Consider the following 20,865-nt stretch of genomic DNA (forward strand, 5'->3'; position numbering starts at 1 on the left):
CCGCAGGATATTTAGGCGAAGATGAAGCCGGATGGGCGCAGAAAAGGATGAGGGCGGTATGACGACGGTCATCAGGAACGGAACGATTGTGACGGCGGATCTGAGCTATGAGGCGGATGTGCTGATCGAGGACGGCCGGATCGTGGAGATCGGCAAGGGGCTGCAGGGGGATGTCGAGCTTGATGCCTCGGGCTGTTATGTGATGCCGGGCGGGATCGATCCGCATACCCATCTTGAGATGCCGTTCATGGGCACCTATTCCAGTGACGATTTCGAGAGCGGCACCCGTGCGGCCCTGGCGGGCGGCACGACGATGGTGGTGGATTTCGCGCTTCCCAGCCCCGGCCAGGGGCTGATGGATGCGCTGAAGATGTGGGACAACAAGTCCACGCGCGCGAATTGCGACTATTCCTTCCACATGGCGGTGACATGGTGGGGCGAGCAGGTCTTTGACGAGATGCCGAAGGTGGTGGAGAGAGGGATCAACACCTTCAAGCATTTCATGGCCTACAAGGGCGCGCTGATGGTCAATGACGACGAGTTGTTCGCCTCGTTCCGGCGTTGTGCGGAACTGGGGGCGGTGCCGCTGGTCCATGCCGAGAATGGCGATGTGGTGGCCGAGCTGTCGGCGCGGCTTCTGGCCGAGGGCAATACCGGCCCCGAGGCGCATGCCTATTCGCGCCCCGCGCAGGTGGAGGGTGAGGCCACGAACCGCGCCATCATGATCGCCGACATGGCGGGCGTTCCGCTTTATGTGGTTCATACCAGCTGCGAGGAGAGCCACGAGGCGATCCGGCGGGCGCGCCAGCAGGGCAAGCGGGTCTGGGGCGAGCCGCTGATCCAGCATCTGACGCTGGACGAGAGCGAGTATTTCAATCCCGACTGGGACCATGCCGCGCGGCGTGTGATGAGCCCGCCCTTCCGCGACAGGCGCCATCAGGACAGCCTTTGGGCGGGGCTTTCGGCGGGATCGCTGTCGGTGGTGGCCACCGATCACTGTGCCTTCAGCACCGCGCAGAAGCGTTACGGTGTGGGCGATTTCACCAAGATCCCGAACGGCACCGGCGGGCTTGAGGATCGCATGCCGATGCTGTGGACCCACGGGGTTGCGACGGGGCGGATCACGATGAACGAGTTCGTGGCCGTCACCTCGACCAATATCGCAAAGATCCTCAATATCTATCCCCGGAAGGGGGCGATCCTGGTGGGTGCGGATGCCGATATCGTGGTCTGGGACCCGAAGGCGAGCAAGACGATCACCGCCGCGGCCCAGCAATCCGCGATCGACTACAACGTTTTCGAGGGCAAGGTCGTGACGGGGTTGCCGCGCTATACGCTGACGCGGGGCCAGGTGGCGGTCACCGAGGGCAGGGTCGACACCCGCGAGGGACATGGACAATTTGTCGCCCGCCCGCCCGGAGCGCCGGTCAGCCGCGCGCTTTCGGCCTGGAAGGAGCTGACCGCGCCGCGCCCGGTGCAGCGTTCGGGCATTCCGGCGAGCGGGGTGTAGAATGCGGGCCGGATTTGCGGTGCGAGACATGGGGGGCGACGGGGGCAAGGTGCGAAGAGCATGATGCAACAGGAGGTGATCGAGGCGCAGAACCTCGGCTTGACGTTCCAGACCGGCGACGGGCCGGTTCATGCGCTCAAGGATGTCAACCTGACGATCGGCAAGGGTGAGTTCGTTTCCTTCATCGGGCCCTCGGGCTGTGGCAAGACCACCTTCCTGCGCTGCATCGCGGCGCTGGAGACGCCGACCGAGGGCCGCCTTCGGGTCAATGGCATGAGTGCGGAAGAGGCGCGCAAGGCGCGTTCCTATGGCTATGTGTTCCAGGCGGCGGGGCTTTATCCGTGGCGCACGATCGCGGGCAATGTGAAGCTGCCGCTTGAGATCATGGGTTATGGGCGCGCGGAGCAGGAGGCGCGCGTGGCGCGGGTCCTGTCGCTTGTCGATCTGGACGGGTTCGGCAGGAAGTTCCCCTGGCAGCTTTCGGGCGGGATGCAGCAGCGCGCCTCGATCGCGCGGGCGCTGGCATTCGATGCGGACATCCTTTTGATGGACGAGCCGTTCGGGGCGCTGGACGAGATCGTGCGGGATCGGCTGAACGAGGAGTTGCTGAAGCTGTGGGCCGCGACGGGCAAGACCATCGGCTTCGTGACCCATTCGATCCCCGAGGCGGTCTATCTGTCCACCCGCATCGTGGTGATGAGCCCGCGGCCCGGGCGGATCACGGATGTGATCGAAAGCACGCTGCCGCGCGAGCGCCCGCTGGATATTCGCGATTCCGCCGAGTTCCTGGCGATTGCGCACCGTGTGCGCGAGGGATTGAGGGCGGGGCATGCCTATGACGAATGAGATGCCGCGCGCGCGAGGAGGCCGGGACGGGGGGCTGTCTGCCCCCCGCGCCTGCCGCCCCCCTGCCGGGGTCGGCAGGCGTGCCCCCCGAGGATATTTCTGCTCTGGTGAAAGGGGGATGCGATGAGGCATGTCCTGCCGGTGCTGTGCGTTCTGGGGGCGATCGTGGTGCTGTGGTATGGTGCGGCGGTCGGGCTGAACAGCAAGTGGGCCCTTGATCAGGCCGCGCGGGCGGGGACGGAGCTGACCTTTGTGGATCTGGTCAATGACACGATGCGCCAGGAGCGCCCGGTCCTGCCGGCGCCGCATCAGGTGGCCGGTGGGCTGTGGGACGGGGTGGCGGGGCAGAAGATCACCTCGAAGCGCAGTCTGGTCTGGCATGGCTGGATCACGCTGTCGGCCACGCTTCTGGGTTTTGCGATCGGCACGGGGCTTGGGATCGTGCTGGCTGTCGGGATCGTGCATAACCGGGCGATGGATCTGAGCGTGATGCCGTGGGCCATCGCCTCGCAGACGATCCCCATTCTGGCGATCGCGCCGATGGTGATCGTGGTGCTGGCTTCGCTTGGGGTGACGGGGCTTTTACCGAAGGCCGTGATCTCGGCCTATCTGTCGTTCTTTCCGGTGCTGGTGGGCATGGTGAAGGGCCTGCGCGCGGCCGACGGGATGCAGCTGGATCTTTTGCGCACCTATAATGCGAGCGCGTCCGAGGTGTTCTGGAAGCTGCGCCTGCCGCGCTCGATGCCCTACCTGTTCGCAAGCCTGAAGGTGGGGATCGCGGCAAGCCTTGTGGGCGCCATCGTGGGGGAATTGCCGGCGGGCGCCACTGCGGGGCTTGGGGCGCGGCTTTTGTCGGGCTCTTACTACGGGCAGACGATCCAGATCTGGGCGGCGCTGTTCGCGGCGGCGATCCTGGCGGCGGGGCTGGTGATGATCGTGGGCGCGATCGAGCGGGCCACGCTGGCGCGGATGGGGATCGGGCGATGATCCTGGCGGTCGGTGCGATCCTGTTCTGGCTTGCGGCCTGGGCCTTCAACAGCTGGCTTGCCGCGCATCATGGCCGCGCACGCGCCGTGCGGGCCTTCATCCCGACGCTGTTCGGCGTGACGCTGCTGATCCTGTGGGAGGGGCTGGTGCGCGGGCTGGAGGTCAGCCCGGTCATCCTGCCGCCGCCCTCGCTGATTGCGGTGCGGTTCGTGGAAAGCATCCCTGTCCTTTGGGGGGATTTCGTGCAGACGATCCTGAAAGGCGCGCTTGGGGGCTATCTGATCGGCTGCGGCGCGGCGGTCGCGGTGGCCATCCTGATCGACCGCTCGCCCTTCCTGCAACGGGGATTGCTGCCGGTGGGGAATTTCGTGGCGGCCCTGCCGATCGTCGGGATCGCGCCGATCCTTGTGATGTGGTTCGGGTTCGACTGGCAGTCGAAGGCGGCGGTGGTGGTGGTCATGGTGTTCTTTCCGGTGCTGGTGAACATGGTGGCCGGCCTTCAGGCCAGCGACCGTTTGCAGCGCGACCTGATGGCGACCTATTCGGCCAGCTACTGGCAGACGCTGGCCAAATTGCGCCTGCCTGCGGCGATGCCGTTCCTGTTCAACGGCCTCAAGATCGCCACCACGCTGGCGCTGATCGGGGCGATCGTGGCCGAGTTCTTCGGCAGTCCCACGCGCGGCATGGGGTTTCGCATCTCGACCGCGGTGGGCCAGCTCGACATGCCGCTGGTCTGGGCCGAGATCACGGTTGCGGCGCTTGCCGGATCGGCCTTCTATGGGCTCATGGCGCTGATAGAGAAGGGGGTCACGTTCTGGCACCCCTCGCAACGGGCACGAGCATGACCGTTTCAAAAAGCCCGGCGGCAAAAGCCGGGATGCAACAGTGGAGAAACAGATGAAGAAATTGATGATGGGTGTGGCGCTGAGTGCCTTCGGTGCAAGCGGGGCCTGGGCGGCCGATGAGGTCAAGCTGCAACTGAAATGGGTGACCCAGGCGCAGTTCGGCGGCTACTATGTGGCTAAGGACAAGGGCTTTTACGAGGAAGAGGGGCTGGATGTGACGATCCTGCCTGGTGGCCCGGACATCGCGCCGCCGCAGGTCATGGCGGGGGGCGGGGCCGATGTCATGGTCGACTGGCTGCCCTCGGCGCTGGCCGCGCGCGAGAAGGGGCTGCCGATCGTCAATATCGCGCAGCCGTTCAAATCCTCGGGGATGATGCTGACCTGCCTGAAGGAATCGGGCGTTGCCAGCCCGGACGATTTCAAGGGCAAGACGCTTGGCGTCTGGTTCGGGGGCAACGAATACCCGTTCCTGAGCTGGATGGCGACGCTCGGCCTGCCGACAGGGGGCGGCGCGGACGGGGTCGAGGTGCTCAAGCAGGGCTTCAACGTCGATCCGCTGCTGCAAAAGCAGGCGGCCTGCATTTCGACCATGACCTATAACGAATACTGGCAGGTCATCGACGCGGGGATCACGCCAGAGGAGCTTGTGACCTTCAAATACGAGGATCAGGGCGTCGCCACGCTGGAAGACGGGCTTTATGTGCTTGAGGAAAACCTTGCGGACCCGGCCTTCGAGGACAAGATGGTGCGCTTTGTGCGGGCCTCGATGAAGGGCTGGAAATACGCCGAGGAGAACCCCGACGAGGCTGCGATGATCGTTCTCGACAATGACGAGACGGGTGCGCAGACCGAAACCCACCAGAAGCGGATGATGGGCGAGATCGCCAAGCTGACCGCAGGCTCGAACGGGACGTTGGACCCGGCGGATTTCGACCGCACGGTGGCGACGCTGATGGGCGGCGGGTCGGACCCGGTCATCTCGAAGGTGCCCGAAGGGGCATGGACGCATCAGATCACCGACAAGGCGCTGCAATAGGCGCCTGACCGGCGCGCCCTGACCGGGGCGCGCCGTTTCATTCAGGGGCGAAGCGGCCGCCAGGGGCTGTAAATTCCTTTGTTAATCCTGTGCCGGGTTGTAAAATGCCCGGCGGAGGACAAGCATGCCACGTTCCGCCCTGACCGGCACCCGTATCCGCGAACGCCGCACCGCACTGCGCATGAAGCAGGCCGATCTGGCGCGCGATGTGGGGATTTCGCCGGCCTATCTGAACCTGATCGAGCACAACCGCCGCCGCGTGGGCGATGCGCTTCTGGAGCATCTTGCGCAGGTGCTGGGGGTCGATCCCGTGGCCCTGGCCGAAGGCGCCGAGGGCGTTTTGTTCGACGGCCTGCGCGAGGCTGCCGCCGCCGCCGCGATGGGCGAGGCCGAGCCCGAGCTGGAGCGGATCGAAGAATTCGTCGGCCGCTTTCCCGGCTGGGCGGCGCTTCTGGCCGGGCGGCAGGCGCGGATCGGCCAGCTTGAGCGCGTGGTGGAAAGCTATGCCGAACGGATGGCACAGGATCCGTTCCTGCTGACCTCGCTGCACGAGGTGCTTTCGGCGGTGACCTCGCTGCGCTCGACCGCGGCGATCCTGACGGATACCGACGATATCGAACCCGTCTGGCGCACCCGCTTCCTGACCACGATCCGCGAGGAATCGCTGCGTCTTTCGGATACGGCCGAGGCACTGGTGGGCTATCTCGACACGCAGGAAGAGGCCGAGACGGGCCTGTCCTCGCCGCTGGAAGAGGTGGAGGCGTGGCTGGCCGCGCGCAACTGGCACCTGCCCGAGCTTGAAGGGCCGCGCCCGGCCGATGGCGAACGCCTTATCGCGGGGGTGGCGGAACTGGCAAGTTCGGCCGGGCGCAGGCTTGCCCTGATGCATATCGCGCAGGCCGCGCAGGATGCGCGCGCGCTGCCGATGGAGCCGCTGCTTGCGGCCCTGGCCGCCGAAGGGCCAGAGCCCGCGCGGATCGCCGCGCGGACGGGGGCGCCGATCCCGGTGGTGTTCCGCCGGATGGCCACGCTGCCGCCCGGCATCGAGGGGATGCCGCCGGTGGGCCTTGTGGTCTGCGACGGGTCGGGCACGCTGACGTTGCGCCGCCCGATCGCGGGCTTCGTGCTGCCGCGCTTCGGTGCGGCCTGCCCGCTCTGGCCGCTTTACGAGGCGCTTGGCCGCCCGATGCAACCGATCCGCGCGGTGGTGGACATGGCCGGGCGCCTGCCGCAGCGCTTTCTGACCTACGGGTTTTGCCAGCCCAGCCAGCCCGGCGGGTTCGACGGGCCGCTGCTGATGCAGGCGATGATGCTGATCCTTCCCGTGCCGCGCGACATGGCGCAAGAGGCGCGGCCGGTCGGCTCGTCCTGCCGGATCTGCCCGCGCGCCGCATGTCCGGGCCGGCGCGAGCCCTCGATCCTGACCGAAGCCTGAGCGTCAGGGCGTTTGACACACGCCGCGCGCCCCGCGATAGTCGGCGCAGGGGAAGAGGAGTTTTGCGCGAATGGCGGGCAAGCATGTCCTTCTGATCGAGGATGAACCGCATATTGCCGAGGCAATCCGTTTCATCTTGTCGCGCGCGGGTTGGCAGGTCACGCTTCACAATGACGGGCAGGACGCGATCGGGGTGATCGCTTCGGCGCAGCCCGATGTCCTGATTCTGGACCTGATGCTGCCTGGCCGTTCGGGCCTTGAGATTCTGGCCGACCTGCGCAGTGGCAATGGCGGGCAGAAGGCGCTGCCGGTGCTGATGCTGACCGCCCGCGGCCAGCTGCGCGACCGCGAGGCTGCCGAGCGTGCGGGCGCAAGCGCCTTTCTGGCCAAACCCTTTGCCAATGCCGATGTTCTGGCCGCCGTCCGGACCTTGGCGGGCGAAGAGGCGGGCTGAGAAGATGCCAAACGCCAGACAGCCGCTTTTCCTGGCCAGGCAATCCTACCGGCGCCGCCGGATGATGGATGCCGCGCGCCTTCTGCCGGTCCTGGGATCGGTGCTGTTCATGATGCCGGTGCTATGGCGGCCGGCGGAAACGCCGCTGGCCGATACGGGGCCTGGCGCGGTCTACCTTTTTGCGGTCTGGGCGCTTCTGATCGGCTCGGCGGTGGTGCTGGCCCGTGCGCTTGCACCCGCGATGGAGGACGAGGACGAGGGCGGTGGCCCGTCGGCCGAGGAGGGCTGAACTCATGCCCTTCGATATTCTTGTCGCGGTCTGTCTGGCCTATGTGATCTTGCTATTCGCGGTGGCCTTCGCGGTCGAGCGGCGCTCGAAGCGCCGGCGCGTGCGGTTCCTGCACAGCCCCATTGTCTATACGCTGTCGCTGTCGATCTACTGCACCGCCTGGACGTTTTACGGCGCGGTCGGCTATGCCGCGCGCTCGGGGCTGGAATTCGTCACGATCTATACCGGCCCGACGCTGGTTTTCGTGGGCTGGTGGTGGTTCCTGCGCAAGCTGGTGCGGATCGGGCGGGCGCATCGGGTGACTTCGATCGCGGATCTGATTTCGTCGCGCTACGGTAAATCGAACCTGCTGGGCGTGATCGTGACCCTGATGGCGGTTTCGGCGGCCACGCCCTATATCGCGTTGCAACTGCAATCCGTCACCCTGAGTTTCGGGGTCTTCGCCGCCGACACGCCCGAGGGCTGGGCGCTGCCCGACCAGGGGTCTACCGCGCTTTGGATCGCGGGGGGGCTTGCGCTGTTCACCATCCTGTTCGGCACGCGCAACCTTGATGCCAACGAACGCCATCACGGCGTCGTCATGGCCATCGCGCTTGAGGCGGTGATGAAGCTGGTGGCGCTGGTGGCGGTGGGGGTGTTCGTGGTCTGGGGCATGGCCGATGGCGTCGCGGACGTGCTGGCGCGGATCGACGCCTCGCCGATTTCCGAATGGAACCTTCAGCCGGGCCGGTGGGCGGGGCTGACTTTCGTGTCGGCCGCCGCGATCCTGACCCTGCCGCGCATGTTCCAGGTTCTGGTGGTGGAAAACGTCGACGAGCGTCACCTGGCCACCGCAAGCTGGGCCTTCCCCGCCTATCTGATGCTGATGAGCCTGTTCGTGGTGCCGATTGCCGTCGTGGGCCTTCAGGTCATGCCCGAGGGCTCCAACCCCGATCTGTTCGTGCTGACCCTGCCGCTGTCGGCGGGTGAGGGGAATCTGGCGCTCCTGGCCTTTCTGGGCGGGTTCTCCAGCGCCACCTCGATGGTGATCGTGGCGGCGATCGCGCTGTCGACGATGGTGTCGAACCATATCGTGACGCCGGTCTGGCTTGCCCTGCGGCAAAGGAACGCGCGCGAGCCGGGCGACGTGCGCGGGCTGGTGCTGATCGCGCGGCGCATCTCGATCATCGCGGTGCTGGCGATGGGCTATGCCTATTACCGGCTTTCGGGCGGGTCTTCGGCGCTTGCCGCGATCGGCCTGATCGCCTTTGTGGGGGCCGCGCAGGTGCTTCCGGCGATGGTGGGCGGCATCGTGTGGCGCGGCGCCACGCGCATCGGGGCGACGGCGGGGCTGCTGACGGGGTTTGCGATCTGGCTTTACGCGCTGTTCCTGCCCTCGGTCGGCGAGGCGGGGCTGATCTCGGCGCAGGTGATGCAGTCGGGGCTGTTCGGCATCGGCTGGCTCCGGCCGCAGGCGCTGTTCGGGATCGAGGGGCTCGATCCCCTGCTGCATGCGCTGCTGTGGTCGCTTCTGCTGAACACCGCCGCCTTCCTCGTCTTTTCGCTGCTCAGCTTTCCGGGCCCGATGGAGCGGCTTCAGGGTGTGGCCTTCGTCAATATCTTCGACCGCACCTCGGGCACGCGCAGCTGGTCGCGCGGGCAGGCCGAGGCCGAGGACCTTCTGTCCATGTCGCAGCGTATCCTTGGCGTGCAAGAGGCGCAGCAGTTCTTCCAGGCGCAGGCCGCCGCGCAGGGAAAAGAGGGCTATCTGCCCGATACCACGCCCGATTTCATCGCCCGGCTGGAACGCCAGCTTGCCGGTTCGGTCGGGGCCGCGACGGCGCATGCGATGATCGCGCAGCTTTCGGGCGAGGCGAGCGTTTCGGTGCAGGATCTGATCGCGGTGGCGGGCGAGGCGGCCGAGATCAAGGAATATTCCGCCCAGCTCGAGGCTAAGTCCGAAGAGCTGGCCCGCACCGCCCGCGCGCTGCGCGAGGCCAATGACCGGCTGACAGAACTGTCGGTGCAGAAGGACGCCTTCCTGGGCCAGATCAGCCATGAGCTGCGCACGCCGATGACCTCGATCCGCGCCTTTTCCGAGATCCTGATGGAGCCGGACCTGCCCGACGCCATGCGCGCCCAATATGCCGAGATCATCCACGAAGAGGCCCGCCGCCTGACCCGCCTGCTGGACGATCTTCTGGACCTCAGCGTGCTGGAAAACCGCAAGGTGCAGCTGAATGTCTCGGTGGCCAACCTGCACGACCTGATCAACAAGGCGGTCAGCGCGGCCTCGTCGACCCGGCCCGAGCGCAGCTTCCGGATCGAGCGCGATTTCCCGTCCGAGCATATGCCGGTCTTTTCGGATACCGACCGTCTGGTGCAGGTCTTCATCAACCTCATCTCGAACGCGCGCAAATATTGCGACTCCGAGCGCGCGGTCCTGCGGATCGAGGTGAAGAAACGCGGCCAGAACGTGCAGGTCGATTTCATCGACAACGGCTCTGGCATCCCGAAAAAGTCGCAAGGTCTGATCTTCGAGAAATTCTCGCGCCTGACCGATACCAGCCGCGCCGGGGGCGCGGGCCTTGGCCTTGCGATCTGCCGCGAGATCATGGCCAATCTGGGCGGCACGATCGACTACCTGCCGGGGCAGGGCGGGGCCGCCTTCCGCGTGACGCTGCCCCTGCGGCGGGGCGAGAAAAAGGCCTGAGGGGCGAAACTCCGCAGACGGATCAATGATTTGTAAACCCCGCTCTGGCATCGCTGGGGCGGGCGCCATCGTGGCACCGGGATCGGAGTGGCATGGCAGAAGATCGGGGCAGTTCCGTATTGATGCGCAAGACCGGGGCGGATGCGCCTTCGGCCGGGGGCGCCCCCCTCACGCCGGGGCGCGCGCTTTCTCATGCGCTGGAACGTGCGGCGCAAGATCTGATGGGGCTTGCGCTGCGCGTCACGGCGCTGCGCGAGGATCGGATGGGGCTTGCCGAGCTGCCCGAGCTTCTGGAAGAGCGCAGCCTGCTTGCGGTGATCGAGGGCGCGGGCACGGCGCTTGGGCTGTTCGCCCTGGGTCCGGCCGCCTTTCCCCCGCTGATCGAGATGCAGACGATGGGCCGGCTGTCGCCCGCCGCGCCCGTGCCGCGCCGCCCGACACGCACCGATGCCGCGATGTCGGCCGGGTTCATCGACGCGGTTCTGGCCGGGCTGGAAGCGGCGCTTTCCGGGCAGGACTCCGCGGCCTGGGCGGTCGGATACCGCTATGCCTCGTTTCTGGACGATCCGCGCCCGCTTGGCCTTCTGCTCGAGGATGTGGGCTACCGGGTGTTTCGCGCGGACCTCGCCTTCGGAGAGGAGGATGCGCGGCAAGCCGCACTGGTCTGGGCGGTGCCGGCAGCCGCGCGCAAACCCGCCCTGCCGCATTCCGGCGCGCCGCCGCGCCCCGGTCCGGCGGAACTGGCCGCGCAGGAAAGCTGGGGCCGGCGGATGGAGCACTCGGTGATGGGCGCGCAGGTTACGCTTGATGCGGTGCTCCATCGCGTCACGCTGCCGTTGTCTTCGGTTCTGGCGTTGCGGCCGGGGGCCGAGATCGCGCTGCCTGCCGCCTCGATCGAGACGATCGGCCTTGAGGGGGCGGACCGACGGGTGCTGAGCAAGGGGCGCCTGGGGCAGTTGCGCGGCCAGCGGGCGCTGCGCCTTGAGGCCATGACTTTGTCCGACGGGGCCGAGGCGCCCGCCGCAGAGCACCCCGGCCCGCCCGCCGCGGGGGCCGCCCCGGGGTCCGCCGCGCGGGAGCTGAAAACGACGCAGCCCAAATTCCTTGCCGCGCAGGTGCAGGCCCCGCATGGGGCCGAGGCCGCGCTTTCCTCTGCGGCGCCTGTGGCAGAACCTGCAAGGTTGCGTGCTGGCGGGGCCTGATCCGCGCGCGTTGGTCAGTAGTCAGACAGGGGGGCTGCGGGATTCCCTTTGTCCAGCCTTGCGCGAAGCGGGGGCATGATCGCCATGCCCGCGATCATCGCCGCCACGAACAACGCCCCCTGCCAACCGCCGAAGCCAAGTGAGGCAAGCGCGGGGCCGGGGCAAAGCCCTGCGATACCCCATCCCGCGCCGAACAAGAGCGAGCCGAGCACCAGATTGCGATCGACCAGGGGTGCGGCGGGACGGGGTAGCGGGTTGCCCAGAAAGGACTGGCTGCGCCGCGCGGCAAGGCGCCAGACGAAGAACATCGGCACCACTGCTCCGCCCATCACAAAGGCCAGCGTCGGATCCCAGGCACCGAAGACATCAAGCCAGCCCTGCACCTTGGCCGTGTCGACCATGCCCGATACCAGAAGCCCGGCACCGAAAAGGCTTCCCGACAGGAATGCAAAGAGATTGCGCATCAGATCACCCCCAGAACGTGCCGACCCAGCACAAGGGCAAGACCGCCGCCAAGCAGGTAGAACACCGTCGCCACGAAGCCGCGCAGCGACAGGCGCGACATGCCGCAGACCCCGTGCCCCGAGGTGCAGCCATTCGCCAGACGGGTACCGAACCCGACCAGCACCCCGGCAAGCACGATCACCGCCACATTCGAGGTGATATGTGTATCGACCACGCGATACAGTGGCACCAGTAGCGGAGGTACCACGATCAGCCCGGCCAGAAAGCTTAGCCGCTCGGCCCCGCTGGAGCGGCCCGAGCCGTCGACAAGCCCGCCCAGAATGCCGCTTGCCCCCATGATCCGGCCGTTTGCCAGAAGATAAAGCCCCGCCGCCGCGCCGATCAACAGCCCGCCGACCAGGCCCCAGACCCAATCCTGTTCCATGCGTTTCCCCTCTGCCTCTCCCGTGGGGAAGGTAGCGGGTGGGGGAGGGCGCCGGCAAGCCGGTTTGACTTGCATCAAGGTTGCGCGCGCCCGCGTGGCCTTACATGATAAGGATCTACAGGAGAACGCCATGAAATCCATCGAATCCCGAAAGGCGCAGCTGGAAGAACGCCGCGCGCAGCTCAATACCCGCATCGACCGGATCGAGGCCGAGTTCGACGAACACGAGGCGAAGGACTGGGAAGAGATGGCGACCGAGCGTGAAGGGGACGAGGTTCTGGAAGACCTCGGGCTTTCGGCACAGCAAGAGCTGCGCATGATCGACGCGGCCCTGCAACGCATCGCCGAAGGCGAGTATGGCTATTGCGTCACCTGTGGAGAGCGCATCCAGGAAGAACGGCTGGACCTTGTGCCCGCGACGCCGTTTTGCCGGGAACATGCCGCGCGGCGCTAGGCGCGGTCAATTCTTTGCCGACAGGGCGCGCAAGGCGCTGGAATTATGCGCAAATGCGTTGCGTCGCCGGGATCTGCCCGTAAACTGGACATGCGTGCGGGGCGCGTGTGCAGGCTAGTAAGTGCAGGGCGGTGTAAAGCATGTCGGAACGGGTCGGGCTTGAATGGCGTGAAGGGGTCGCACTTCTGAGCCTGCAAGAGGCCGGCCCGCGTGGCAGGCGTCTGGGCTTTGACGCGGGGCTGCGCGCGGAACTTGCCCGAACCCTCGATGCCGTTCTGGCCGAAAGAGGCCTGTCCGGGCTGATCGTGCAGGGCGCGGATGGGGCCTGGCCAGTCTCGGACGATCCGGCGCGCGATTACGATGCAAAAGCGCCGCTTCTGCGCGATCTCGCGGCGCGGCTGGCCGGGGCGAGGGTGCCGGTCTTGGCGGTGCTGGGCGGCGTGATCTCGGGCGGAGGGCTTGCGCTTGCGCAGGCGGCGACGCTGCGGATCGCGCTGGACGATGCGGTCTTCCACGCCCCCGAGCCGGCCCTTGGCATCCTGCCGGGCGGCGGCGGTCTGGTCCGCCTTGCGCGGCGCGCGGGCCCGGCGGGGGCGCTTGCGCTTCTGGGCGCAGAGGATGGGGTGCCGGCGCCGCAGGCGATGCGCGCAGGACTTTGCGATGTGGTTCTGTCGGCCGATACGGCCGAACCCGCGGTTCTGGTGCGCGCGTTGCGCGAGGATGCCCTGCCGCCGGGCCGCCCGGCCGATGCCGGACTGGCCGATCCGGCGAAGGCCCTGTCCACGATCGCGGAGGTGCGCACCAAGATCCCCGCGGGCCCCCTGGCCGAGGCCGCGCAGCGCGCCGCGGACTGCCTGGAGGCCAGCCTGATGCTGCCCTTCGAAGAGGCGCTGGATTTTGCCGACATCGCCTATGAGGATCTGGCGGCCAGTCAGGTTTCGCAAGGCTTGCGCCACGCGGCCGCGGCGCGGCGGCGGCTGGCCACGCTGGCCGGGCTGCCGCCCGGCACCGTGGCCGATCTGGCCCCGCCGATCCGGATCGCGCTGTGGAACCAGCCCGAGACGCTTGCCCTTGCGCTGATCGGGGCCGGCCATGCCGTGACTTTCGGCGCCTCCGATCCTGCGCGGCTGCAAACGGCGTTTTCGCGGATTGCGCATGTGCAGGAAACCGGGGTGCATGCTGGCACGCTTGACGGCGCGCAGCGCGATGCGGACTGGGCGCGCCTTGGGGCCGCGACCGATCTGGCGGGGCTGTGGGGCGGCGCGGGGCCCGGCCCGGCGATGGTGATCGCAACGCTTGAAGGCCCGCCCGAGACCCGCGGGGCCGAGCTGTCGGCGCTGCGCGCGACGCTGGCGGCCCATGGTGGTGCTGCGCCGGTTCTGGTGCTTCAGGGCGCCCCCCTCGCGCCCGGAGAGATCGGGCTGCGTCGGGCGGCACAGGGGGCCATGGCCGAGATCTTTGCCGGGGACGAGGTTGCGCCCGAGGCGCTTGCCCGCGCGCAGGGGGTGCTGGATCTGGCGGCGGATGCGGTGATCCGGGGCGGGGTTTCGGGGGCCGGGATCGTGCCCGGCCTGGTGGCCGCCTTCTTTGCCGCCGCGGAACGCGCGGTGATGGCGGGCGCGCGCCCGGCCGATGTGGATCAGGCGGCAAGGGCGCTTGGCTTTGCGCAGGGGCCGCTTTTGCGCGCCGACAAGGCGGGCCTTGCGCATATGGCCGAGATCCTGGCCCAGGCCCACCGCGCGCCGGGCCCCGCGACCCTGTTCCTGATCGAAGAGGGGCAGGGTTTCTACCGCACCGAGGGCGGGGCCACGCGGCCCGCGCCGGGGCTTGATGCCACGCTGGAGGCGCTGCGCACCGAGGCCGGCATCGTTCCGCGCGCCCTGTCGCGCATCCAGATTCAGGCGCGCCTGTTGGCCGAACTGGCGGCCGAAGGCGCCGCCTTGTTGCAGGACGGGGCCGCGCATCGCGCGCTGGATGTGGATGTGGCGGCGGTGCTGGCCCTGGGGTTTCCGACCGCCCTTGGCGGGCCGATGTTCCAGGCCGACCAGATGGGACTTCTGGCCACGCGCACGCTATTGCGCACGCTTCAGGACGAGGGCGCCCCGGCCCCCGCCGCACTATGGGATGTGCTGGTGCGCAACGGGCGGCATTTCGGCGATCTGGACGACTAGCCCAGCATCACGCCGACCACCACTATCATCAGCCCAATGACCGACACGAAAAGCGCGGCAAGGTTGATGGTGACCACGCGTTGCAGGCGCGCGCGCAGGGTTGTGTCATCCAGCCCCGCGCGGCGTGCCTTTGCGATGGCAAGGATGCACCAGACGATGCCCGCAAGCCCGGCCAGCGACACCACCGCGCCCGTCCAGATCAGAATGTCCATGGCCTGCCCTCCCGCGTTGCCCGCGCCGGGGGTAGCGCGAACCCGCCCGCAAGACAAGACCGCCGCAGCCCGCCCTTGAAGCCCGCCGCCCGAGCGTCTAGTCAGGCGGCAGAACATCCCGTCAGGACGAGGACGCCATGCCCAGTGATGCCACCTACAACGTTGCCGCCGACGAACTGCGCCAGTTCATCGAGCAGTTCGAGCACCTCGAAGCCGAGAAGAAGGACATCACCGAGCAGCAGAAGGACATCATGAGCGAGGCCAAGGCCCGCGGCTATGACACTAAGGTGATGAAGAAGATCATCGGCCTGCGCAAGCGCGACAAGAACGACCTGGCCGAGGAAGAAGCCATCATGGATATCTACAAGGCCGCGCTCGGCATGGTCTGAACGTGGGCTGCGGCCGGGCTCAGGGGGTGATGAACGCCACCCCCGGCATGGCCGCGATCTCGGCCACGTCGGCGTCATAGGCGGCGGTGATGTCGTCCACCAGGGCTTCGGTCCAGCCGGGCAGGGCGATTTCGGTCTCAAGTCGGTCGGGCAGGGCGAACTTGTCCAGAAAGGCCGTGACGATGCGCCGCCGCCGCGCCACCGATTGCGGCGGGTGGCTGGCAAGGTAGGTCTTCAGCCGTTCCAGCCCCTCGGGCGACATGATCATGGCAAGAATCGTGAAATCGCCGGCCAAAAGCTGATCGGCGGGCAATCCGGCAAGGTTGCGCAGCACCTCGGGCCAGATCAGCGGCGTATCCTCGTGGCACCAGATCACGAAGCGCCGCCCGGCCGCCGCCCGCACCATCGCGCGCACCACCGGCGCCCATCGCAGGGCGCGCGGGTCATGGCCCGACAGCACGCTTTCCGCGCTTGCGCCCTCGATCCGGCCGATCAGCGCGGGGATCAGCACGGCGGGATTGACCAGCGCCATGTGAAATTCGGTCTCGGCCTCGGGAAAGAGATTGGCAAGCGGTTGCAGCTTGGCCGCGGCATGGCCGTAGAACCCGTCTTCCGAGATCACGCGCTGCGGAATGCCCAGAAAGAACTCGTGGCTGAAGACGATGCGGCGCAGGTTGTCCTGCTCGGTCACGGCATCCAGCACGGTTTCCTGCGTCGCGTGGTCCGCCGGGTGGCCCTTCAGCGCCACCAGCGCATCGCGCAGCACCATCCGGTAGCGCATGGGCGAAGGCACGGCGATGTCGGCGGCGGCCAGCACATCGTTGTTGCGCAGCAGCGTCTTGACCAGCCGGTCCTCGTCGGTCGAATGGGCGCCGAGATGGAATGCGACCTGCATGAATGTGTCCTGCCTGATTTCGGGCAGAGATTACAGGGGCTTTTCTGGACAGGCAAACGGCTTTCCTGTAACCCCCGAGTCATGGTCTCCGAGAGAAACGCTCAAGCACTTTCCCCGCGCACCGCCACAAGCGGTTTGCGCACCTCCGGCAGCGGGCTGTGGTCGGCGGGGGCCTTCGTCATTGCCGCGCTGGTGGTGGCCCCGATCGTGGCGGTGCTGTGGATCGCGCTCAACCCGTCCGAGAATATCTGGCCGCATCTGATGGCCACGACCTTGCCGCGCTACATGGCCAACACCGCGTTCCTTGCGGGGGGCGTGGGGCTTTTGTCGGCGGCGGTTGGTGCCGGGGCGGCCTGGCTTGTCTCGATGTATCGCTTTCCGTTTTCGCGGCTGCTGGAGTGGCTTTTGCTGCTGCCGCTTGCGATTCCGGCCTATGTCGGGGCCTATGCGCTGGTGGATTTCCTGGATTATTCCGGCCCGGTGCAGATCGCGCTGCGCGAAGCCTTCGGATTCGCTTCGGCGCGGGATTACTGGTTTCCCGATGTCCGCTCGCGCGAGGCGGCGGTGATCGTGCTGTCGGCGGCGCTTTATCCCTACAGCTACCTTCTGTCGCGCGCGGCCTTTCACGAACAGTCCGGCGGCAGCTACGAGGTGGCCCGTGCCCTGGGCGCAGGGGCGTTCGGGCTTTTCTGGCGCGTGGGCCTGCCGCTGGCGCGCCCCGCCATCGCCGCGGGCGCCGCGATCGCCATGATGGAGACGGTGGCCGATTACGGCGTGGTGGATTACTTCGGCGTGCAGACCCTGACCACCGGCATCTTCACCACCTGGCTCGAGGCCGGCAATGCCGGCGGCGCGGCGCAGATCGCAACGGTGATCCTGGCCGTCGTCTTCGCGCTTCTGGCGCTTGAGAAGGTCAGCCGGCGCAATTCGCGCTATTACCAGTCGGCCCGCCAGCCGCGCCCCATCGCGCGCACCCGGCTGGGCGGCGCGGCGGGCTGGGGGGCGACGGCACTGTGCACGATGCCCTTCGCGCTTGGCTTCGTTCTGCCGGTCGGCGTGATCGGGGCGCATGCGCTTGCCAATCCCGAAAGCTGGTTTGGGCCGGGCCTGCTGCGGGCGCTGTGGCACACCATTGCGGTGGGCGGAATCGCCGCCGCGCTGACGGTGGTGGCGGCGCTTTTCATGGTTTACGGCGTGCGGATGACGGGGCGGCGGCTGCCGCGCCTTGTGCTGCCCTTTACGACGCTTGGCTATGCGGCCCCCGGCGCGGTGCTGGCGGTCGGGATCCTGTTTCCGCTGGCCGCGTTGGATCACCGGCTTGCGGATCTGGTGCTGGCCGTCACCGGGCACGATCCGGGCCTGATGCTGACCGGCTCGGCGCTTGCGATCATCCTGGCCTATGTGGTGCGTTTCTTCGCCATCGCGCAGGGTGCTGCGGACAGCGCCTTCGGGCGCGTGTCGCCGTCGCTGCCGATGGCGGCGCGCTCGCTGGGGCGCACGGCCGGGGGCGCGCTGCGCGAGGTCTATCTGCCGCTGATGCGCGGCTCGGTCGGTTCGGCGCTGCTGCTGGTCTTCGTGGATTGCGTCAAGGAACTGCCCGCGACGATGCTTTTGCGCCCGTTCAACTATGAGACGCTGGCCACCCGCGTGCATGAAAAGGCGAGCCTTGAGAATCTGGGCGATGCCTCGCCCGCCGCGATCCTTGTCATGGCGGTGGGACTTGCGGCCACGGCGGTTCTGGCGCGCACCAATCTGGGGCGCCAGGGCGGGCATTAGCCGCGCCCTCGGGCCTTGCGTCGCCGCCCGATGCGCTTTATCTGCGATGAGGTGGTTGGCCGGTGTAGCTCAGCTGGTAGAGCGGCGATCTTGTAAGTCGAGGGTCGGGGGTTCGAGTCCCTTCTCCGGCACCACCATATCCGGCGGCGGCCGCCGGATGCCCTTGGGTCCCGCGATCAGGATTTCTTCACGAACTGGGTCAGGATCACGATCCGCTGCCCTTCGACCCGGCCTTCGATATGCTCTGCATTGTCGGCCACAAGGCTGATGTTGCGCACCGCGGTGCCGCGCTTGGCGGTGAAGCCCGCGCCCTTGACCGGCAGATCCTTGATCAGCGTCACCGTATCGCCCGCCGCAAGGACCGCGCCGTTGCTGTCGCGGTGGATCACCTCGGGCAGGGCGGCAAGGCCGGCCTCGGCCCAGGCAAGGGTTTCGGGCTCCAGATAGGCGATCTCAAGCACCTCGCGCGCCCAGGGGGCCTCGGGCAGGGCCTTCAGAAGCCGGTAGGCCAGCACCTGAACGGCGGGCTCGGTGCTCCAGATCGCTTCGTTGAGGCATTGCCAGTGCGGCCCATCCTCGGGGCCCTGTTCAAGCCCGGCGCGGCAGGTGGCGCAAAGCGGAACGGTTTCGGGTTTCGGCGCAACCTCGTAGGCTGCGGCCTCTGCGGCGTTGCAAAGCGCACAATGCGTCATGATCCATTCCATCTGTCAGGTCAGGGGGCTGGATACGCCGCATTGCCCGCCCTGTCCATGCCGAGCGCTAGCGGCCGCGGATCCGCGGGTCGAGCGCATCGCGCAGCCCGTCGCCGATATAGTTCACCGACAGCACCGCAAGCGAGATCGCCACCCCCGGAATGACCACGCGCGAGGGGTAAAGCTGCATCTGGTCGATCGCGTCGTAAAGCAGCCGCCCCCATGTCGGGAAATCGGGCGGAAATCCGAGGCCAAGGAAGGACAGCGCGCTTTCGGTGATGATCGCCGATGCGATCCCGAGCGTGGCCGAAACCATGATCGGAGAAAGCACGTTGGGCAGCACATGCCGCGTCACCACGCGCCGCGCGGGCGTCCCGATCGAGCGCGCGGCAAGGACGAATTCACGCTCTTTCAGGGCCAGCACCTCGCCGCGCACGATGCGCGCGGTCTGCATCCAGCTTGTGGCGCCGATGGCGCAGACGATCAGCAGGAAGATCCCCGATTCAGGCCCGAAGCTGCGCGACAGGCTTTCGCGGAACAGCGTGACCATCAGCAGAAGAAGCGGCAGCAGGGGCAGGGCCAGAAAGAGGTCGGTCAGCCGCATCAGCGGGCCTTCGAGGGCGCGGAAATACCCCGCCAGAACCCCGATCGTGGTGCCCAGCAGGATCGAGAGCGACATCGCCGTCATCCCCACCGCGATCGACACCTTTCCCCCCGCCATCACGCGCGCCAGAACGTCGCGGCCCAGTTGGTCGGTGCCAAGCGGATGGCTGGCCGAAAAGCCCTGATTACGCGCGCGCAGGTCCACGAAGGTGGGATCGACGCGCCAGACCAGCGGCCCGATCAGGATGGTCAGCACGATCAGAGCGAAGACCGAAAGCCCGACAAGCGCGCCCTTGTGCGTCTTGAACTGGTCCCAGACATCCCACCATTGCGAACGCGGCGGGCGCGGTGCGGCGGTCACGATATCAGTCATAGCGGATCCTCGGGTCAAGGATGCCGTAAAGCAGGTCGGCGATCAGGTTGAACAGGACGATCAGGATGGCGAAGATGAAGGTCAGCGTCATCACCATGGGCAGGTCGTTGGCGTGGATCGACGAGATCAGCTGCTGCCCCAGCCCGTTCACCTTGAAGACCTGCTCGGTGATGATCGCGCCGCCGAAGATCGTGGGCACGCCAAGCGCGATCACCGTCACCACGGGGATGAGCGAGTTGCGCAGCACATGGACCAGCACCACGACCTTTTCGGTCAGCCCCTTGGCGCGGGCCGTACGCACATAGTCCTGTCCCAGATTGTCCAGCATGGACGAGCGCATGAAGCGGCTGATCTGGGCGGCATTGTAAAGCGCCAGCACCGCGACCGGCATCACCATCTGGCGCACCTGCTGCACGAAGCTGGACCAGTCGGTGACCTTCAGCGTCGTGTCATAGACCGAGGGGAACCATTGCAGGTTCACCGCGAAGACGATGATCAGCACCACCCCGGTAAAGAAGGTGGGCACTGAAAAGCCGACCATCGAGACGAAGGTGCCCAGGTTGTCGAACCATGAATATTGCCGATAAGCCGACAGGATGCCGATCGGCAGCGCGATGAGCACCCCGATCACATAGGCCAGCCCCACCACCATCAGCGTCTGGGGCAGACGCTCGGCGATGATCTGCATCACCGGCTGGCGCGACTGGAACGAGATCACGCGCTGCATGCCCTCGCCATAGGTCGTGCCGAAGAGGTGGTCGACCAGGTGCAGCGGCTCGACCCAGAAGAACTGCTTGAGCCAGAGCGCGTAGCGCACATACCACGGGCTGTCGAGGCCAAGCGCCTCGCGCATCTTCGCCTTGACCTCGGGCGGGACGGTCAGGGGCACCTCGCCCAAAGGGTCGCCGGGGGCGGCCTCGAGCAGCAGGAAGATCACCAGAGAGATGATCAGCAGCGTCGGAATGGCGATCAGCAAGCGTCGCAGCGTGAAGGTGAACATCGGCGCCTCGGGTCAGGTCTTGCGCCCTTGCGGGCAAGGTTGGCGGGGCCGCCGGGGCCCTGGCTGACGGCTGTCACGGCCCCGCCTGCCCCCGGCCGCGACAGGCGCGGCCGGG

21 protein-coding genes and 1 tRNA gene are annotated in these 20,865 nt (G+C 67.3%); 15 read left to right on the forward strand and 7 right to left on the reverse strand.

What is annotated here, in order from left to right; translation table 11 throughout:
• Nucleotides 1-58: 58 nt before the first annotated feature.
• From hydA to AC4PTO_RS05785, 10 genes are all read left to right on the forward strand, one after another.
• Nucleotides 59-1,510 carry a dihydropyrimidinase gene (hydA, locus tag AC4PTO_RS05740; RefSeq protein WP_492732767.1) on the forward strand — a complete coding sequence of 484 codons (1,452 nt, stop codon included), beginning with the start codon at nucleotides 59-61 and terminating at the stop codon, nucleotides 1,508-1,510.
• A 63-nt stretch (nucleotides 1,511-1,573) separates the two neighbouring features.
• Nucleotides 1,574-2,356, forward strand: coding sequence for an ABC transporter ATP-binding protein (locus tag AC4PTO_RS05745; protein WP_492733560.1), 783 nt, complete (start codon nucleotides 1,574-1,576; stop codon nucleotides 2,354-2,356).
• Nucleotides 2,357-2,479: 123 nt separating this feature from the next.
• Entirely contained in the window at nucleotides 2,480-3,343 is an 864-nt protein-coding gene (locus tag AC4PTO_RS05750) for an ABC transporter permease (RefSeq protein ID WP_492732771.1), read from the forward strand.
• A complete protein-coding gene (locus AC4PTO_RS05755; protein ID WP_492732773.1) occupies nucleotides 3,340-4,188 on the forward strand; it encodes an ABC transporter permease in 849 nt (282 codons plus the stop codon). The genes AC4PTO_RS05750 and AC4PTO_RS05755 overlap by 4 nt, the downstream gene beginning before the upstream one ends.
• A 52-nt stretch (nucleotides 4,189-4,240) precedes the next feature.
• Nucleotides 4,241-5,224, forward strand: coding sequence for an ABC transporter substrate-binding protein (locus tag AC4PTO_RS05760; RefSeq protein ID WP_492732775.1), 984 nt, complete (start codon nucleotides 4,241-4,243; stop codon nucleotides 5,222-5,224).
• A gap of 124 nt (nucleotides 5,225-5,348) precedes the next feature.
• Entirely contained in the window at nucleotides 5,349-6,659 is a 1,311-nt protein-coding gene (locus AC4PTO_RS05765; protein WP_492732776.1) for a helix-turn-helix domain-containing protein, read from the forward strand.
• Between the two features lie 70 nt (nucleotides 6,660-6,729).
• Nucleotides 6,730-7,113 (forward strand): response regulator transcription factor, encoded by a 384-nt coding sequence (locus AC4PTO_RS05770; protein WP_492732777.1) that lies wholly within the window; start codon nucleotides 6,730-6,732, stop codon nucleotides 7,111-7,113.
• 4 nt (nucleotides 7,114-7,117) lie between these two features.
• A complete protein-coding gene (locus tag AC4PTO_RS05775) occupies nucleotides 7,118-7,402 on the forward strand; it encodes a hypothetical protein (RefSeq protein ID WP_492732778.1) in 285 nt (94 codons plus the stop codon).
• A gap of 4 nt (nucleotides 7,403-7,406) precedes the next feature.
• Entirely contained in the window at nucleotides 7,407-10,094 is a 2,688-nt protein-coding gene (locus AC4PTO_RS05780; RefSeq protein ID WP_492732779.1) for an ATP-binding protein, read from the forward strand.
• 92 nt (nucleotides 10,095-10,186) lie between these two features.
• Nucleotides 10,187-11,296, forward strand: a complete 1,110-nt coding sequence (locus AC4PTO_RS05785) for a FliM/FliN family flagellar motor switch protein (RefSeq protein WP_492732780.1) — start codon at nucleotides 10,187-10,189, stop codon at nucleotides 11,294-11,296.
• A 14-nt stretch (nucleotides 11,297-11,310) separates the two neighbouring features.
• Here AC4PTO_RS05785 and AC4PTO_RS05790 read toward each other — a convergent pair whose 3' ends face one another.
• Nucleotides 11,311-11,760, reverse strand: coding sequence for a DUF6691 family protein (locus AC4PTO_RS05790; protein ID WP_492732781.1), 450 nt, complete (start codon nucleotides 11,758-11,760; stop codon nucleotides 11,311-11,313).
• Nucleotides 11,760-12,185 (reverse strand): YeeE/YedE family protein, encoded by a 426-nt coding sequence (locus AC4PTO_RS05795; RefSeq protein WP_492732782.1) that lies wholly within the window; start codon nucleotides 12,183-12,185, stop codon nucleotides 11,760-11,762. Before AC4PTO_RS05795 ends, AC4PTO_RS05790 begins: the two co-directional genes overlap by 1 nt.
• Nucleotides 12,186-12,315: 130 nt before the next feature.
• On the opposite strand from AC4PTO_RS05795, the gene AC4PTO_RS05800 reads away from it, so the two are divergent.
• Together AC4PTO_RS05800 and AC4PTO_RS05805 are read left to right on the forward strand one after the other, a co-directional pair.
• Nucleotides 12,316-12,639 carry a TraR/DksA family transcriptional regulator gene (locus AC4PTO_RS05800; RefSeq protein ID WP_492732783.1) on the forward strand — a complete coding sequence of 108 codons (324 nt, stop codon included), beginning with the start codon at nucleotides 12,316-12,318 and terminating at the stop codon, nucleotides 12,637-12,639.
• Nucleotides 12,640-12,779: 140 nt separating this feature from the next.
• Nucleotides 12,780-14,810, forward strand: a complete 2,031-nt coding sequence (locus tag AC4PTO_RS05805; protein ID WP_492732784.1) for an enoyl-CoA hydratase-related protein — start codon at nucleotides 12,780-12,782, stop codon at nucleotides 14,808-14,810.
• Here the strand turns inward: AC4PTO_RS05805 and AC4PTO_RS05810 are convergent.
• Nucleotides 14,807-15,022, reverse strand: coding sequence for a hypothetical protein (locus tag AC4PTO_RS05810; RefSeq protein ID WP_492732785.1), 216 nt, complete (start codon nucleotides 15,020-15,022; stop codon nucleotides 14,807-14,809). The genes AC4PTO_RS05805 and AC4PTO_RS05810 overlap by 4 nt on opposite strands.
• Before the next feature lie 137 nt (nucleotides 15,023-15,159).
• Between AC4PTO_RS05810 and AC4PTO_RS05815 the strand changes: the two genes are divergently transcribed.
• Nucleotides 15,160-15,411 carry a DUF2312 domain-containing protein gene (locus AC4PTO_RS05815; RefSeq protein ID WP_492732786.1) on the forward strand — a complete coding sequence of 84 codons (252 nt, stop codon included), beginning with the start codon at nucleotides 15,160-15,162 and terminating at the stop codon, nucleotides 15,409-15,411.
• A 19-nt stretch (nucleotides 15,412-15,430) separates the two neighbouring features.
• Here the strand turns inward: AC4PTO_RS05815 and AC4PTO_RS05820 are convergent, their stop codons facing one another.
• Nucleotides 15,431-16,306, reverse strand: a complete 876-nt coding sequence (locus tag AC4PTO_RS05820) for a hypothetical protein (RefSeq protein ID WP_492732787.1) — start codon at nucleotides 16,304-16,306, stop codon at nucleotides 15,431-15,433.
• Between the two features lie 81 nt (nucleotides 16,307-16,387).
• On the opposite strand from AC4PTO_RS05820, the gene AC4PTO_RS05825 reads away from it, so the two are divergent.
• A complete protein-coding gene (locus tag AC4PTO_RS05825; RefSeq protein ID WP_492732788.1) occupies nucleotides 16,388-18,082 on the forward strand; it encodes an ABC transporter permease in 1,695 nt (564 codons plus the stop codon).
• 58 nt (nucleotides 18,083-18,140) lie between these two features.
• A tRNA-Thr gene (locus tag AC4PTO_RS05830) sits at nucleotides 18,141-18,216 on the forward strand.
• A 42-nt stretch (nucleotides 18,217-18,258) separates the two neighbouring features.
• On the opposite strand, the gene AC4PTO_RS05835 is transcribed toward AC4PTO_RS05830, so the two are convergent.
• From AC4PTO_RS05835 to AC4PTO_RS05845, 3 genes are all read right to left on the reverse strand, one after another.
• Nucleotides 18,259-18,774, reverse strand: a complete 516-nt coding sequence (locus tag AC4PTO_RS05835; protein ID WP_492732789.1) for an alkylphosphonate utilization protein — start codon at nucleotides 18,772-18,774, stop codon at nucleotides 18,259-18,261.
• A gap of 67 nt (nucleotides 18,775-18,841) precedes the next feature.
• Nucleotides 18,842-19,750, reverse strand: coding sequence for an ABC transporter permease (locus tag AC4PTO_RS05840; protein WP_492732790.1), 909 nt, complete (start codon nucleotides 19,748-19,750; stop codon nucleotides 18,842-18,844).
• Nucleotides 19,743-20,750, reverse strand: a complete 1,008-nt coding sequence (locus tag AC4PTO_RS05845; RefSeq protein ID WP_492732791.1) for an ABC transporter permease — start codon at nucleotides 20,748-20,750, stop codon at nucleotides 19,743-19,745. The genes AC4PTO_RS05840 and AC4PTO_RS05845 overlap by 8 nt, the downstream gene beginning before the upstream one ends.
• Between the last annotated feature and the right edge of the window lie 115 nt (nucleotides 20,751-20,865).

Source organism: Rhodobacter maritimus (assembly GCF_058747975.1).

Bases quoted from the DNA above. Each gene is read 5' to 3' on its own strand.
- hydA (WP_492732767.1), top strand. From the start codon at position 59: ATGACGACGGTCATCAGGAACGGAACGATTGTGACGGCGGATCTGAGC.
- AC4PTO_RS05745 (WP_492733560.1), top strand. From the start codon at position 1,574: ATGCAACAGGAGGTGATCGAGGCGCAGAACCTCGGCTTGACGTTCCAG.
- AC4PTO_RS05750 (WP_492732771.1), top strand. From the start codon at position 2,480: ATGAGGCATGTCCTGCCGGTGCTGTGCGTTCTGGGGGCGATCGTGGTG.
- AC4PTO_RS05755 (WP_492732773.1), top strand. From the start codon at position 3,340: ATGATCCTGGCGGTCGGTGCGATCCTGTTCTGGCTTGCGGCCTGGGCC.
- AC4PTO_RS05760 (WP_492732775.1), top strand. From the start codon at position 4,241: ATGAAGAAATTGATGATGGGTGTGGCGCTGAGTGCCTTCGGTGCAAGC.
- AC4PTO_RS05765 (WP_492732776.1), top strand. From the start codon at position 5,349: ATGCCACGTTCCGCCCTGACCGGCACCCGTATCCGCGAACGCCGCACC.
- AC4PTO_RS05770 (WP_492732777.1), top strand. From the start codon at position 6,730: ATGGCGGGCAAGCATGTCCTTCTGATCGAGGATGAACCGCATATTGCC.
- AC4PTO_RS05775 (WP_492732778.1), top strand. From the start codon at position 7,118: ATGCCAAACGCCAGACAGCCGCTTTTCCTGGCCAGGCAATCCTACCGG.
- AC4PTO_RS05780 (WP_492732779.1), top strand. From the start codon at position 7,407: ATGCCCTTCGATATTCTTGTCGCGGTCTGTCTGGCCTATGTGATCTTG.
- AC4PTO_RS05785 (WP_492732780.1), top strand. From the start codon at position 10,187: ATGGCAGAAGATCGGGGCAGTTCCGTATTGATGCGCAAGACCGGGGCG.
- AC4PTO_RS05790 (WP_492732781.1), bottom strand. From the start codon at position 11,760: ATGCGCAATCTCTTTGCATTCCTGTCGGGAAGCCTTTTCGGTGCCGGG.
- AC4PTO_RS05795 (WP_492732782.1), bottom strand. From the start codon at position 12,185: ATGGAACAGGATTGGGTCTGGGGCCTGGTCGGCGGGCTGTTGATCGGC.
- AC4PTO_RS05800 (WP_492732783.1), top strand. From the start codon at position 12,316: ATGAAATCCATCGAATCCCGAAAGGCGCAGCTGGAAGAACGCCGCGCG.
- AC4PTO_RS05805 (WP_492732784.1), top strand. From the start codon at position 12,780: ATGTCGGAACGGGTCGGGCTTGAATGGCGTGAAGGGGTCGCACTTCTG.
- AC4PTO_RS05810 (WP_492732785.1), bottom strand. From the start codon at position 15,022: ATGGACATTCTGATCTGGACGGGCGCGGTGGTGTCGCTGGCCGGGCTT.
- AC4PTO_RS05815 (WP_492732786.1), top strand. From the start codon at position 15,160: ATGCCCAGTGATGCCACCTACAACGTTGCCGCCGACGAACTGCGCCAG.
- AC4PTO_RS05820 (WP_492732787.1), bottom strand. From the start codon at position 16,306: ATGCAGGTCGCATTCCATCTCGGCGCCCATTCGACCGACGAGGACCGG.
- AC4PTO_RS05825 (WP_492732788.1), top strand. From the start codon at position 16,388: ATGGTCTCCGAGAGAAACGCTCAAGCACTTTCCCCGCGCACCGCCACA.
- AC4PTO_RS05835 (WP_492732789.1), bottom strand. From the start codon at position 18,774: ATGACGCATTGTGCGCTTTGCAACGCCGCAGAGGCCGCAGCCTACGAG.
- AC4PTO_RS05840 (WP_492732790.1), bottom strand. From the start codon at position 19,750: ATGACTGATATCGTGACCGCCGCACCGCGCCCGCCGCGTTCGCAATGG.
- AC4PTO_RS05845 (WP_492732791.1), bottom strand. From the start codon at position 20,750: ATGTTCACCTTCACGCTGCGACGCTTGCTGATCGCCATTCCGACGCTG.